This window comes from Pelomonas sp. V22 (assembly GCF_030014915.1).
Lineage (GTDB): Bacteria > Pseudomonadota > Gammaproteobacteria > Burkholderiales > Burkholderiaceae_C > JAUASW01.
This window is the reverse complement of record NZ_JAGIXS010000003.1, coordinates 17756-31449: the sequence shown is the minus strand read 5'-3', so window position 1 is coordinate 31449 and position 13694 is coordinate 17756. Positions and strand designations below refer to the sequence as shown.

12 protein-coding genes are annotated in these 13694 nt (G+C 67.1%); 4 read left to right on the top strand and 8 right to left on the bottom strand.

Going from position 1 to position 13694, the window contains the following annotated elements; all coding sequences use genetic code 11:
• Nucleotides 1-63 precede the first annotated feature (63 nt).
• From J7U46_RS12515 to J7U46_RS12490, 6 genes are read right to left on the bottom strand one after another with little or no spacing between them, the layout of a single operon-like run.
• On the bottom strand, nt 64-1890 hold the full coding sequence (locus J7U46_RS12515) for a diguanylate cyclase (protein WP_282826289.1): 1827 nt from the start codon (nt 1888-1890) through the stop codon (nt 64-66).
• Nucleotides 1891-1893: 3 nt separating this feature from the next.
• Nucleotides 1894-2877 carry a D-glycerate dehydrogenase gene (locus tag J7U46_RS12510; RefSeq protein WP_282826287.1) on the bottom strand — a complete coding sequence of 328 codons (984 nt, stop codon included), beginning with the start codon at nt 2875-2877 and terminating at the stop codon, nt 1894-1896.
• Entirely contained in the window at nt 2874-4223 is a 1350-nt protein-coding gene (locus J7U46_RS12505; protein ID WP_282826285.1) for a sodium:proton antiporter, read from the bottom strand. Before J7U46_RS12505 ends, J7U46_RS12510 begins: the two co-directional genes overlap by 4 nt.
• Before the next feature lie 4 nt (nt 4224-4227).
• The gene (locus J7U46_RS12500; protein ID WP_282826284.1) at nt 4228-4941 is read right to left on the bottom strand and encodes a nitroreductase; all 714 of its coding nucleotides are present in this window, start codon (nt 4939-4941) and stop codon (nt 4228-4230) included.
• On the bottom strand, nt 4938-5402 hold the full coding sequence (locus J7U46_RS12495; protein ID WP_282826282.1) for a thioesterase family protein: 465 nt from the start codon (nt 5400-5402) through the stop codon (nt 4938-4940). The genes J7U46_RS12500 and J7U46_RS12495 overlap by 4 nt, the downstream gene beginning before the upstream one ends.
• Nucleotides 5399-6352 (bottom strand): histone deacetylase, encoded by a 954-nt coding sequence (locus J7U46_RS12490; protein ID WP_282826280.1) that lies wholly within the window; start codon nt 6350-6352, stop codon nt 5399-5401. The genes J7U46_RS12495 and J7U46_RS12490 overlap by 4 nt, the downstream gene beginning before the upstream one ends.
• A gap of 244 nt (nt 6353-6596) precedes the next feature.
• Between J7U46_RS12490 and phaP the strand changes: the two genes are divergently transcribed.
• Both phaP and J7U46_RS12480 read left to right on the top strand, forming a co-directional pair.
• Nucleotides 6597-7154 carry a TIGR01841 family phasin gene (gene phaP, locus J7U46_RS12485; RefSeq protein ID WP_282826278.1) on the top strand — a complete coding sequence of 186 codons (558 nt, stop codon included), beginning with the start codon at nt 6597-6599 and terminating at the stop codon, nt 7152-7154.
• A gap of 340 nt (nt 7155-7494) precedes the next feature.
• On the top strand, nt 7495-10668 hold the full coding sequence (locus J7U46_RS12480; protein ID WP_282826277.1) for a TonB-dependent receptor: 3174 nt from the start codon (nt 7495-7497) through the stop codon (nt 10666-10668).
• A 96-nt stretch (nt 10669-10764) separates the two neighbouring features.
• Here the strand turns inward: J7U46_RS12480 and J7U46_RS12475 are convergent, their stop codons facing one another.
• On the bottom strand, nt 10765-11391 hold the full coding sequence (locus tag J7U46_RS12475; RefSeq protein ID WP_282826274.1) for an LON peptidase substrate-binding domain-containing protein: 627 nt from the start codon (nt 11389-11391) through the stop codon (nt 10765-10767).
• Nucleotides 11391-12323 carry a patatin-like phospholipase family protein gene (locus J7U46_RS12470; protein WP_282826273.1) on the bottom strand — a complete coding sequence of 311 codons (933 nt, stop codon included), beginning with the start codon at nt 12321-12323 and terminating at the stop codon, nt 11391-11393. Before J7U46_RS12470 ends, J7U46_RS12475 begins: the two co-directional genes overlap by 1 nt.
• 55 nt (nt 12324-12378) lie before the next feature.
• On the opposite strand from J7U46_RS12470, the gene J7U46_RS12465 reads away from it, so the two are divergent.
• Nucleotides 12379-12708, top strand: coding sequence for an AraC family ligand binding domain-containing protein (locus tag J7U46_RS12465; RefSeq protein WP_282826271.1), 330 nt, complete (start codon nt 12379-12381; stop codon nt 12706-12708).
• An 83-nt stretch (nt 12709-12791) separates the two neighbouring features.
• Nucleotides 12792-13679: a DUF4399 domain-containing protein gene (locus J7U46_RS12460; protein ID WP_282826270.1), complete on the top strand. Its 888-nt coding sequence runs from the start codon at nt 12792-12794 to the stop codon at nt 13677-13679.
• Nucleotides 13680-13694: the final 15 nt, after the last annotated feature.

The following is a 13694-nucleotide window of genomic DNA, read 5'->3' as shown; positions in this document are numbered from 1 at the left end:
AGCGCGTGAACAACTTGCCGCAGCGCCGCGATCAGCGCCGGCCTTGCAGCGACGAGCGTGGCGCTATGGCGATGAATGCGGCAGCGTCCCGAGCAGCACCAGGTCGCGCCCCTGGGCCTTGGCCTGGTAAAGCGCCTGGTCGGCGGCAGCCAGCAGGGTGGCCGCCAGCGACTCGGCCTGCGGCACGCAGGCCGCCACGCCAATGCTGAGCGTCAGCAAGCCGCTGGGCGAATCGGCATGCGGGATCGCCAGCTCGCGCACGGCGGCACTGACCCGGCTGGCCATCTGCAAGGCGGCCGCCGCATCGCTGGCCGGCGCGATGAAGACGAACTCCTCGCCGCCATAACGGGCCACCAGGTCGCCCTCGCGGTGCAGGGTGGCGGCCAGCGCCCGGGCCACGCGGCGCAGGCAGTCGTCGCCGGCCTGGTGGCCGTAGCGGTCGTTGAACTTCTTGAAGAAGTCCACGTCGATCAGGGCCAGGGCCAGCGGCTGATGCAGGCGCAGCGCACGGGTCCATTCGCTGGCCAGGCGGGCATCGAACTGGCGGCGGTTGGCGATGCCGGTCAGGCCGTCGGTCGTGCTCATGGCCTCGAGGCGGCGGTTCAGGTCCTCGAGCTCGGCCGTGCGCGCCGCCACGCGGCTCTCCAGCATTTGCTCGGAGGCGCGCAGGCTCTCGACCAGGGCGCTCTGCGCGCGGGCCTTGTCGCGACGCATGGCGTTGTAGCGGTCGGCCAGCGCGAAAGACAGCAGCAGCATCTCGATGGCCGACCCGAACTGCGTGCCCTCGCTGGTGAGCACATTGGTGGGCAACAGGCCGAGGTTGCGCAAGTGAGTCAGCACCACCGCCAGCAGGATGACCGCGAAGGCGGCGACGAAGTAGTAGGCGCTGCGGTGGCGCTGGAGCGCGCCCATGACCCCGACCAGCAGAAGCAGCAGGGCCGTCAGCGCGTTCAGCACCACGAACAGCGGCACGAAACGCTGGAAGAAGAACAGCAGCAGCGGAATGCAGGCCAGGTTCACGGCCACGCCGACGAGCAAGGCCTTGTCCAGGCGCGGCAGCAGTTGCCGGGTGTCCAGTACACGACGCGTGAACAGCAGCAGCGCCACGCCGGCCAGCGAGGAAGGGATGTTGACGCCACGTGCCGTCCAGGCCGGCAGATCGCCCCAGAGGTACTCGACGCCGATGCCGGTGAAGGCGGCCAGCGCTGCGGCCACGCTGGTGGCGAAGACGACGTAGAGCAGGTAGCTCCAGTCACGCAGCGCCAGGAAGAGCATCAGGTTGTAGAGCGTGATCGCCAGCACCAGGCCGAAGTACAGGCCCTGCGCCACGTAGCCGGCGCGCTCGTGGTTCGCATGAGCCTCGGGCGTCCACAGCCGCGCCGGCACATTGAGCGAGTTGGGCGTCTCGGCGCGCAGATAAATCGTCTGCTCGCTGCGCGGCGGCAGCGTCAGCGGGATCACGTAGAAGCGGCTGGGATGGAGGCGCGCCGCGAAGGGCCGGGCAAAGCCGGTCTCCATCGTGCGGTACTGCCCGGCCTCGTCCGGCACATGGGCATCAAGCTTGGCGAGCAGCGGATAGCTGATCTCCAGCAGGCGCACGAGCGGCGCATCGCCGGGGTTGGCCAGTCGCAGTCGCAGCCAGACCGCCGAACGCGTGTAGGAGAAGCCCAGTGCCTCGCCGCTGGCGCTGCTCGCCTGGAAGCGCGCCGCGCCAGCGGGCGAGCGCACGTCGGCCAGCGTGAGCTGGGCGCTGGCATCATCCACCACCTCGAAATGCCGGGTCAGCGACAGCCCCTCGGGCGGCAGCTGCGAGGCATCTAGCGTCGGAGCGGCGAGGCAGTGGCCGGCCAGCCAGAGCCCGGCGACCAAGAGGAAACGGAACCAGTTCATGACTCAGCGCGCGGCCAGCACCTCGGGGTTGAGCGGTGTCGGCGGCACGCCGCCCGTCAGCGCAGCGATCAGGTTGTCGGCCGCCAGGTCGGCCATGGCGAGGCGCGTCTTCACGGTGGCGCTGGCAATGTGCGGGGTCAGCACCACATTGGGCAGGCTCAGCAGGTCCGGATGCACGCGGGGCTCGCCTTCAAACACATCGAGGCCTGCGGCAGCGATGCGGCGCTCGCGCAAGGCCTCGGCGAGGGCGGCGTCGTCGACGATGCCGCCGCGCGCCACGTTCGTCAGCGTGGCTTCGGGCTTCATCAGCGCCAGCTCGGCCGCGCCGATGCTGTGGTGCGACTCGGCCGAATACGGCAGCACGATCACCAGGTGATCGGCCTGCTTGAGCAACTCATCCTTCGAGACATAGCGGGCACCGACCTCAGCCTCCAGCTCGGGCGCGAGGCGCGAGCGGTTGTGATAGATCACCGGCATGCCAAAGCCCAGGTGGCCGCGCCGCGCAATCGCCCGGCCGATGCGGCCCATGCCGAGGATGGCGAGCGTGGCGCCATGGATGTCGGAGCCGATGAACATGTCGACCGACCACTTCGTCCATTCGCCCCGGCGCAGGAAATGCTCGCTCTCGGCCATGCGACGGGCCGTGGCCATCATCAGGGCGAAGCCGAAGTCGGCCGTGGTCTCGGTCAGCACATCGGGCGTGTTGGTAGCGAGCACGCCGCGCGCGGTGCAGGCCGCAAGGTCGATGTTGTTGTAGCCCACGGCCATGTTGCAGACGGCCCTGAGTTCGGGGCAGGCGGCCAGCACCTCGGCGTCGATGCGCTCGCTGCCGGTGATGAAGGCGCCAGCCTTGCCTTGCAGCTTGGCGATCAGCTCGACCTTGCTGAAGACACGGTCCTCGGCATTGCCTTCGACCTCGAAATGCGCGGCCAGGCGCGTGGTGACCGAGTCGAAGACGCGGCGGGCAACCAGCACATGCTTTCTCATAGGAACCAGATCCCCGTGATCAAGACAAACAGCGGCAACAGCACCGCGCAAGACCAGGCCATGTAGCCGAAGAAGCTGGGCATGGCGATGCCTCGCTCCTCGACAATCGCCTTGACCATGAAGTTGGGCGCGTTGCCGATGTAGCTCATCGCGCCCATGAAGACCGAGCCGGCCGACACCGCCGCCAGCGTGGCCGCCAGCGGGCCCATCAGCTGCTGCGGATCGCCGCCGGCGAGGTTGAAGAACACGAGGTAGGTGGGTGCGTTGTCCAGGAAGCTGGAGAGCGAACCGCTGAACCAGAAATAGGCCCAGGGCAGCGGCTGGCCGTCGGCGCCGGTGACCGCGCGAGTCACGGCCGCGAAGGCGCCCTGCTCACCCGCCTTCAGCATGGCCAGCACCGGGATCATGGTCAGGAAGATGCCGGCGAACAGCTTGGCCACCTCCTGCATCGCACCCCAGCTGAACTGGTTGCGCTCGCGCACGGCCCGCGGGGTCAGCCAGATCGACAGGCCGGTGACCACGAGCAGCAGGCCGTCGCGCAGCAGCGAGGGCAAGCCCAGATGAACGCCGGCCACCGTGAACTCGACACCCGGCTTCGAGGCGCCGCTGATCAAGACCATGCCCACGATGGCCGCCAGCAGCAGGAAGTTGATGCTGCCCTCGAGGCCGAAGCGCTCGGCGTTGTCCGGGGTCGGGTCTTGCGGCGTGCAGCCTTCACGGGCATAGCAGCGGCGATCAATCACCCAGAAGATGGCGAGCAGGGCCAGCACGAGGAACAGGGTCTGCGGATAGAGGTGCTTGAGCGTCCAGAAGAAGTCCACGCCTTGCAGGAAGCCGAGGAACAGCGGCGGGTCGCCGAGCGGCGTCAGCGCGCCGCCGGCATTGCTGACGATGAAGATGAAGAACACGAACACGTGAGCGCTGTGCAGGCGGTTGTCGTTGGCGCGTATCAGCGGGCGCACCATCAGCATGGAGGCGCCGGTCGTGCCCATCACACTGGCGAGCAGCGCGCCTATGGCCATCAGGCCCACGTTCAGGCCCGGGCTGCCATGCAGGTTGCCGCGCACATGGATACCGCCGGCCGTGGTGAACAAGGCCAGCAGCAGGATGATGAAGGGCAGGTACTCGGCCAGCAGCGTGTGCAGCACCAGGTGGCTGGCGAGGCCTGCGCCTTGCATCAGCGCAAAGGGCAGCAAGAAGGCGAGCGCCCAGGCGGCGGCGATCTTGCCGTAGTGTGGATGCCAGAGGCGCGGCGCCAGCAGGGGCAGCAGCGCAATCGACAGCAGCATGCCGGCAAACGGCAGGCCCCACAGCGCACCGAGGGCGCCCCCGTCCAGCTCGGCCATGAACTCAGTCCTCAAGGAAGCGCGTGAACTCGGCCACCGGCGCTCGCTCGGTGACGAGGCCGTTCTCGACCGCCGCCGGATCGGCATGGCCCAGCGACATGCCGCAGACGAGCTGTTGCTCGGGCTTGAGCTGCAACGCTTCGGCGATCAGGCGATGGAACTGCGTGAAGGCTGCCTGCGGGCAGGTGTGCAGGCCGCGCGCGCGCGCCGCGATCATCACGTTCTGGATGAACATGCCGTAGTCCAGCCAACTGCCCTGCTGCATCACCCGGTCGATGGTGAACATCAGGCCCACCGGCGCATCGAAGAACTGGTAGTTGCGGCCGTGCTGGTCGTGCATGCGGGCCTTGTCGGTCTTGGCGATGTTCAGCAGGCCATACAGGTCCCAGCCGATCTTGCGGCGGCGGTCGACGTAGGGCGAGACCCATTCGCGCGGGTAGTAGGCGTACTCCTCGGTGTGGGCCGCGAGCTCGGTCGGGTCGTCGTAGACGGCCATGATGCGGCTGGAGAGCCGCTGCTTGGCCGCGCCCGTCAGCACGTGGACCTGCCAGGGCTGGGTGTTGGTGCCAGAGGGTGCGCGCGAGGCGACACGCAGGATGTCTTCAACCACCTCGCGGGGCACGGGCGTGGGCAGGAAGGCGCGCATCGAGTGGCGGCTCTCGATCGCGGCATCGACGATGGCGGTCTGCTCGGGCGTGGGAAGGTCGAAGCGGCTCATGGTGCGGTCAGTCCTTGCAAGGCTTGTAGATAGGCAGCGGGCAGCGCGGCCACCGGCCGGCGGCTTTCGCGGTCCACATAGACATGGATGAAGTGGCCGCGCGCGGCGCAGGTCTCGGCGCCTTCGGCGAACAGGCCGATTTCGTAACGCACGCTGGAGCGGCCTTGCTGGCTCACGCGGATGCCGGCGTCGACGGCCTGCGGGAAGGCCAGCGAATCGAAGAAATTGCAATGCGTCTCGACCACCAGGCCAATCACGGCGCCGCCGTGGATGTCCAGCGCGCCCTGCGCGATCAGGTACTGGTTCACGGCCGTGTCGAACAGGCTGTAGTACACGACGTTGTTCAGGTGGCCGTAGATGTCGTTGTCCATCCAACGGGTGCCGAGGCGCACGAACTGCGCGTAGGCGCTGCGCGGCTCGGGCTGGGGTCTGAGATTGGGACTGCTGCTCATGGGGCTCATTCTTTCATTGCCGGGGTTCGCCACAGCGACCAGCTGCGGGCCGCCTCGCTCAGGGTATTCACTTGAACCGCCACCGTGGTGGCCAGGTCGCGCCCGTAGCCACCGGCCATGGACAGCGCCACCGGGATGCGCCTCGCGCGCAAGGCCTGCAGCACGCGATGGTCGCGCTCCAGCAGGCCGGCGGTGCTCAGCTTGAGCCGGCCGAGGCGGTCGCCCTCGTGCGGGTCGGCCCCGGCCAGGTAGAAGGCGAGGCCGGGCGGCCTCGCGTCGAGGCGCTGCCAGATCTTGTCCAGCGCCTCATCGAGCGCCGCCAAGTAGGGTTCATCACCGCAGCCATCGGGCAGGTCCACGTCGAGGCTGCTCGCCTCTTTGCGGAAGGGGAAGTTCTTCGCACCATGCATGGAGAAAGTGAAGACGCTGTCGTCCTCGCGGAAGATGGACGCCGTGCCATTGCCCTGGTGCACGTCCAGGTCGATCACCAGCACCCGCAGACCCGCCCGGCCGTGGCCATGGCGGCGATGCCATTCGGCCTGCATCAAGCGGGCAGCCACCGCCACATCGTTGAAGACGCAGTAGCCCGAGCCCTTGTCTGCATAGGCATGGTGGGTACCGCCCGCCAGGTTGGCGGCCACGCCCTCCTCCAGCGCCGCGCGCGCCGCGGCAATGCTGGCGCCCACCGAGCGGCGCGAGCGCTCGGCCATCGAGGGCGACCAGGGGAAGCCGATCTCGCGCTGCTCGCTGGCGCTCAGATGGCCTTGCAGCACGGCTTCGACGTAGGACGGCGTGTGGGCCAGCAGGAGCTCGCCCTCGGTCGCCGCCTCGGCCGGCAGCAGCCGGATCAGGCCCGGCGCCGCCTCGATGGCCTCTCGCAGCAGCCGGTACTTGCTCTGCGGGAAGCGATGGCCCGGCGGCAGTGCCAGGCTGTGGGCGTCGGAGTGGAAGGCGAGCATCGTGGCCCCGACGATAGCGGCAGGCGGCCCGGCCCGCCGTCATGCGCGCGTCACCGGCGCAGGGCACGCTGGCCCTGGGTGCTTCGGCCGGGTCGAAAGTCAAGTTACAAAATTTTTGGTGCAGTGCAGCAAAAAGTTCTTGCAATCGCCCCGACCCGCCCCGATACTTCGATCCATGCTGCAGTGCAACAAAAGAACTGCAAGCCCGAGTCCCCAAGCATTCAACCTCTCAGGAGAAACCACCATGCTGACCCCGGAACAAGTTTTTGCTGCACACAAGGCCAACGTCGAAACCCTGTTCGGCCTGACCAACAAGGCCTTCGAAGGCGTTGAGAAGCTGGTCGAGCTGAACCTGCAAGTCGCCAAGACCGCGCTGAGCGAAGTCGCCGAAACGACCACGGCCGCCCTGTCGGTCAAGGACGCTCAAGAGCTGTTGACGCTGCAACAGTCGCTGCTGCAGCCGAGCGCCGACAAGGCCGCCGCCTACAGCCGTCACCTGTATGACATCGCCGCTGCCACCAATGCCGAAGTGGCCAAGCTGGCCGAAGGCCAGTTCGGCGACGTGCAGAAGAAGTTCAACGCCATCGTCGACAACGCCGTCAAGAACGCCCCGGCCGGCAGCGAAAGCGCCGCCGCCCTGGTGAAGTCGGCCGTCGCTGCCGCCAACAACGCACTGGAAACCGCCCAGAAGGCTGCCAAGCAGGCCGCCGAAGTGGCCGAAGCCAACTTCCAGGCCGTGACCAGCCAGGCCGTCAAGGCCACGCAAACGGCCACGCGCTCGAGCAAGCGCGCCGCTGCCTGATCCAGGCCGCCACGCGACAGACATAGAGGTCCTTGGCCCGCCGCTCCTGCAGCGGGCATCCAAGTTGTCTCCTCGGTGCCCAAAAGAAGCTCTGCTTCGGAAAAGTACCGTTTCAAGCCCAGTGCCCAGCACTGGGCTTTTTTATTGTCCAAACCAGTTTGTGCGAATTTCGCCCTAGCACAGTGAAAGGTGGGGTGGGAGGTGTATTTCGCCATACACACCCCTTCGGTGGGCCCGAGGGACAACCCGATCCTGATGTCTCGCAGCCGGAATCGAAACTAACTTCGTGAGCGAACAGCTTGCGAAAAAGTATTCCAGCAATCCTTACGAGGGGATCTCCATGTTCAAACCCATGAATGGCCGCCTGCGGCTTCAACGCAGCGCCATTGCCTTGGCCACTGCCTGCCTGGCGGCCGTCGCGGCAGGCAATGTCTACGCCCAGTCGAATGCGACGGGCAGCATCTTCGGCACGGTCCAGGTCTCGGCCGGCACGACGGTCCTGATCGAAAATCCGGCCACCGGCTTCCGCCGCGTCACAACGCCGGACTCGAGCGGCCGCATCCAGGCCACGTCGCTGCCCATCGGCACCTACAAAGTCACGCTGATGCGGGACGGCAAAGCCGTGACCGTCCGCGAGAACGTCCAGGTCCTGCTCGGCCAGAACGCCGAGGTGAGCTTCGGTCAGCAACTCGAGACCGTCACGGTCACCGGTACCCGCAAGGTGCTGGACGTGTCGAACGCCGACAGCGGCGCGAGCTTCACGGCCAAGCAGCTGGAAGCCCTGCCCGGCGGCCGCAATGTGGCGTCCATCATCGCCCTGGCACCCAATACCACCCACGCTGACCCGCGCTACCCCGGTGGCGCCTCCATCGGCGGCGGTGCAGCGTCCGAGAACTCGTACTACATCAACGGCTTCCCGGTCACCAACCCGCTGAACCAGCTGGGCTCTTCCGAACTGCCCTTTGGCGCCATCGAACAGGCACAGATCCTGAACGGCGGCTTCGGTGCCGAATTCGGCCGCTCCATCGGCGGCGTGATCAACCTCGTCACCAAGAGCGGCACCAACAACTGGGAAGCGGGCGGCCAGGCCAGCATCTCCCCCAATTCGCTGCGCGCCAAGCCCGAGAACCGCTACTACAGCAAGGTCGGCACTCCCACCGACGGCAAGTTGCGACTGCGCCGCGAGGACGACACGCTGACCGAGAGCACCGTGGGCGGCTATGTGGGCGGCCCGCTGATCAAGGACAGGCTGTTCATGTTCCTGTCGGCCGAGAAGCGCACCTCGCGGGCCAATGGCGTTGACGTGGTCAACGGCAATACCGCCGCACCGGACGCCTCCGCCACCAGCGGCTGGAACCAGGACAAGGCGGTCACCACGCGCCTGATGGGCAAGTTCGACCTGAACCTGGCGGAAGGCCACCGCGTCGACCTGACCTTGATCGGCGATACGCCCAAGCTGACCCGTACCGTGTCGGGCTTCAACCCGGAAACCGGCGTCCGCAACGGCAAGGTCGACCACATCGAGCGCTGGAAGAACGACGAAGACGGCCTCACCAGTTCGGGCGCCAATGTCCGCATCCTTCGCTATGTGGGCGAGATCACGGACAACCTGACCGTCACCGCCCTGGCCGGCCAGCTGAAGACCCAGCGCACCTCCTCGGTCGAGGGTGCCAATGTCTCGGTGCCTGCCGTCGGTTTCGAGAACGGTCCCAGCTCGCGCGCCCCGGGCGTCACCTACCCGCAGCTCAACACCTTCACGGGCCAGCTCTACATCCCGGGCAACGAAGACAAGGTGAAGGGCCTGCGCCTGGACGTCGAATACAAGCTCGGCGCGCACACCATCAAGGTGGGCATGGACGACAACAAGATGTCCACCCTCAATGGCGGCAAGCAGGCGCCCCCGGGCGGCCGGAGCATCACCTATGCCGACCCGCTGAGCGCCCTTGATACGGCTCGCAAGGACTTCACGCTGTCACTGTCGGGCGGCACCAAGCTCTGGATCGGCAACCCCGCCAACGGCGCCCTCGCGGCCAAGGGCTATTACGGCTTCGAGAGCGTGAACTCCACGGTCAGCAACGCCTACTCCAACCAGACGGCCCAGTACATCGAGGACCGCTGGCAGGCCAGCAAGACCCTGCTGCTGACCGCCGGCCTGCGCCGCGAAACCTACGAGAACCAGAACTTCGAGAAGGTCTCGTTCCTGAAGATCAGCAACCAGCTGAATCCGCGCTTCTCGGCCGTCTGGGACGTCTCGGGCGATGCCACCACCAAGGTATTCGGCAGTGCCGGCCGCTACTCGATCCAGATCCCCACGCTGATCGCACTGCGCGGCGCCAACGGCTCCACCAACACGACCCAGGTGTTCACCTACACCGGCGTCGACGCCAACGGCATGCCAACCGGCCGCATCAACCAGGCCTCACCCTACTCGTCCAACAGCGAGTACGGCCAGACCAAGGATCCGCACAGCGTGGCTGCCGCCAACATCAAGCCGGCCTACCAGGACGAAATGATCCTGGGCATCGAGCGAGCCCTGCTCAAGGATCTGAGTGGCGGCGTGAAGTTCACCCGTCGCGAGATGAAGAGCACCATCGACGACACCTGCGACTGGCGCCCGTTCGGCAAGTACGTCAAGGATCATCCGACGCTGGATGCCAAGCCCTGGCGCGATTTCATCGCCCAGGCAGAGGCGAACGACCCGGATGCCCATGCGCCCTGGAGCTGCGCCTCGTTCAACCCGGGCCGTGCCAACACTTTCGACATGAACTTCAATGGCGATGGCAAGACCTACACGCGGGTGACCTTCAGTGCCGACGAAATGGGCTACGGCACGATCAAGCCCAAGCGCACCTACACGGCGCTGGACTTCTTCCTGGAGCATCCGTTCCGCGACAACTGGTACGGCAAGCTGACCTACACCTACGCCAAGAGCAAGGGCTACACGGAAGGCCAGACGCTGTCGGACCGTGCGCAGCGTGACGTGTCGGCCACCATGACCTGGGACCACCCGGAAATCATGGAAGGCGGCTACGGCTACCTGCCGAACGACCGCCGCCACCAGGTCAAGGCCTACGGCTACTACCAGGTCATCCCCGAGTTGCAGCTCGCAGGCACCTACACCTACGAGTCGGGTCGGCCGCGCAGTTGCCTCGGCACCTACCAGGGCAAGCATGCTGGCAACCCGGCGGGCTGGAATCCGTCCTGGTTCGACGCCGGCAACAACTACGGTTCGAACTACCACTATTGCTTCGGCAAGATCTCCGAGCGTGGCACCGTGGGACGCCTGGCCTCGAACTCGCGCCTCAATCTCAGCGTCACGTACAAGCCCGGCTTCGTCCCCGGTCTTGCCCTGTCGGCCGAGATGCTGAACGTGTTCGACAACCAGGCCGTGCTGGCGGTGGAGGAGCGTGGCGAGACCAACGGCGGCACGCCGCGCAATATCTACCAGATGCCGGTTGGCAATGCTGCGCCGCGCAGCACCCGCTTCACGGCGACCTACAACCACGCGTTCTGACGTGACCCAGAAGGGCGCCAGCCTTCATGCTGGCGCCTGAAAGGACCCGGGCCTGCAAGGCGACTTGCAGGCCCTTTTGCCTTCAGGGCAGCCCGGTCAGCGCCCCACTTGCTCCAGCAGATCGGCCACCAGCTCCAATCGCAGCAGCGGGTTGTCCAGTGCGAGCAGGCGCTGTTTCTGGCTTTGCTGCAAAGGCAGCAGCTCGCACCAGCGGTTGGCGAGCCAGCCGCAATCGTTCCAGTGGTAGGGCGGCTGCAGCGGCAGGTCCTCGGCGGCCACGGCCTGTTCGAACTGGCTCAGCAACAGTTGCAGCTGACGGCTGACCTGTTGCAGGTCTTCGGGCACCGGCACGGCAGCATCGTCGGGCAAGAGCTGACCCTCGCCCACCCACAGGCCATGGGGCAGGCACCCACTCTTGTCCAATGCAAAGCGCTGGCCGCCGGTGCAGCGGATCTGCAAGAGACCGGGCTGCGGCCGCTCGCAATGGTCGATATGGGCCAGCGTGCCCAGCATCTCGAAGGCCTCCTGCACGAAGCCCTCACCCTCGCCGCGCTGGCGCACTTCGCCGCCGGCGGTCAGGGCCACCACGCCAAAGGGCTCGCCACTCTTCAGGCAGCGCTGGATCAGGTCCAGGTAGCGCGGCTCGAAGATGCGCAGGTTCAGGTGCCCACCCGGGAACAGCACCGAGCTGAGCGGGAAGAGCTCGATGCGCTGGTGGGCCATCAGCGGGTCTTCGCGGCGATGCGCTGGCGAATCGTGGCCAGCATGGCTTGTGCGGCCTCGCGGCCGGCCTGGATGGAACGCTTGCGGGCGCTGAAATCGGCGCTGCCCACGCCATTGAGGCCGGGGCGGACGACCACGTCGGCATCGCGCAGCTCGTAGTTGTTGACGCTGCGGCTCATGATCGAGAAGGTCTGCAAGAGCATGTGCAGCGCATCGCCAGCGGGCTTCTCGTCAGGCGGAGAGCTGATGTCCACCGCGATCACCAGCTCGGCACCCATCTGCCGCGCGAAGCGCACTGGCACGGGGGCGACCAGGCCGCCGTCCACGTACTCGCGGTTGCCGATCTTGACCGGCTGGAACACCGCCGGCACCGAGCTCGAGGCGCGCACCGCCGTGCCGGTGTCGCCGGTGCGGAACAGGATGGGCGAACCGTCCGACAGCTCGGTGGCGAGGATGCCCAGCGGCAGCGGCATCTGCTCGATCAGCTTGTTGCCGGTCTTCTCGCGCACATAGCGGGCCAGCGCCTCGCCGCGTATCAGGCCGCGGGTCGGGAAAGCCCAATCGGTGATCGCGCCTTCGTCCATGGTTTCGGCCAACTGGGCCATCTCGTTGCCGCTCTTGCCCGAGGCATAGAGCGCGGCCACCAGGCTGCCGGCCGAGGTGCCGGCCACCAGGTCGACCTTGATGCCCTGCTCTTCCAGCACCTGGATCACGCCGATATGGGCAAAGCCGCGCGCGGCACCGCCGCCGAGGGCAAGGCCGATGCGCGGCGGCTTCGGCGGCGGCTTGGGCGTCACCGGCTCGGCGGGCGCCGGCACCGTGGGCGTGGCGACCGGCGGAGGCGGCAGGCTGGAACAGGCGGCCAGGGCCAGCGTGGCAAGCAGCAGCAGGCTGCGTCGCGCGATGGGCGCGCGGGTGGGGGCATCGAACATGGCCCGCATTCTATGGAGGAGGATCACAATCAGCGGCAGGCTTCAGGAGACCTCCATGGCACTCACCCACGCCAATCCCGGCCAGCTGATCGACCTCATCCCGCTGGCCGATGGCAAGACCGACAGTCCCAGCACCAGCCTGATCAAGACCGAGCAGCTGCAGCTCCTGCACATGGTGATGCATGCCGGCCAGAGCCTGCCCGAGCACCAGGTGGCGGGCGAGCTGATCGTGCAATGCCTGGCCGGCCGCGTGCGGCTGCGCACACCCGGCCAGCAGCTGCCGCTGAGCGCCGGCCAACTGGTGCTGCTGCGCGGTGGCGAGAAGCATGCGGTGGAGGCCGAACTCGACAGCTGCCTGCTGCTGACGCTGTCGCTGCGTCACTGAGGCGCGTCCCTCATACGGGCGAGGGCGAGTCCTGGGCGGCGATGCAAGAATCAGCTCGCCACTGCCTGGCGGGGAGTCATCGCATGCTGTCCAAGATCACGGTCCTGCTGACCTTCACGGGCCTTGCCGCCCACAGCCTGGCCGAGCCCCTGCCCAGCGCGCCGCTGGAGCGCCGCTGCTGGCTCTCGCACACGCAGCAGCGCACGGCAGTCGACCTGCGCGACCCGACCACGGTCAGCTTCGTCAACCTCGCCAACGGCTACGCGGTGCGCTCACCGTTCTGGGTCGAGTTCGGCGTGCGCGGCATGGGCGTCGTGCCGGCCGGCAACAAGAACGAGAAGGCCGGCCATCACCACCTGCTGATCGACACACCGCTGCCGATCAACCACCAGGCGCAGATCCCCTTCTCCGACACGCACAAGCATTTCGGCAAGGGCCAGACCGGCACCCAGCTCGACCTGCCCGACGGCAAGCACACGCTGCGCCTGCTGTTCGCCGACCATGAACACCGGCCCTACTTCGTCTACAGCCGCGAGATCACGGTGCACGTGATAGGCCGTCGCAGCTCGGCGCCGCCCCGTGTCGAAGCCGGCAACTTCGAGGAGAGCTGTGCGCTCTGGTACCAGGACACGATCTCCGCCCCGCGTGCGGGCGGCAAGGAGGTCTATGTGAAAAACCTGCGCGATGAGGAGCCCGTCAACAGCCCCTTTGCGCTGAGCTTCGGGACGGTGGGCTACGGCATTGCGCCGTTGGCGCAGAAGGTCAAGGACACCGGCCACTTCGCCTTCACCATCAGCAGCAAGGGCGGCGGCCCCGTGCAGCGCCAGGTCTTGTCAGATGGCCGCACCGAGGCCCTGATCGACCTGCCGCGCGGCGATTACGAGATCGACCTGCGGCTGCAGGACGCGGACGGCAACCCGCTGCTGCGGGCCGCGCCGTTGCGCTTCACGGTGCAGCGCCAGGATCGCTGAGCGCTGGCGGGGGCG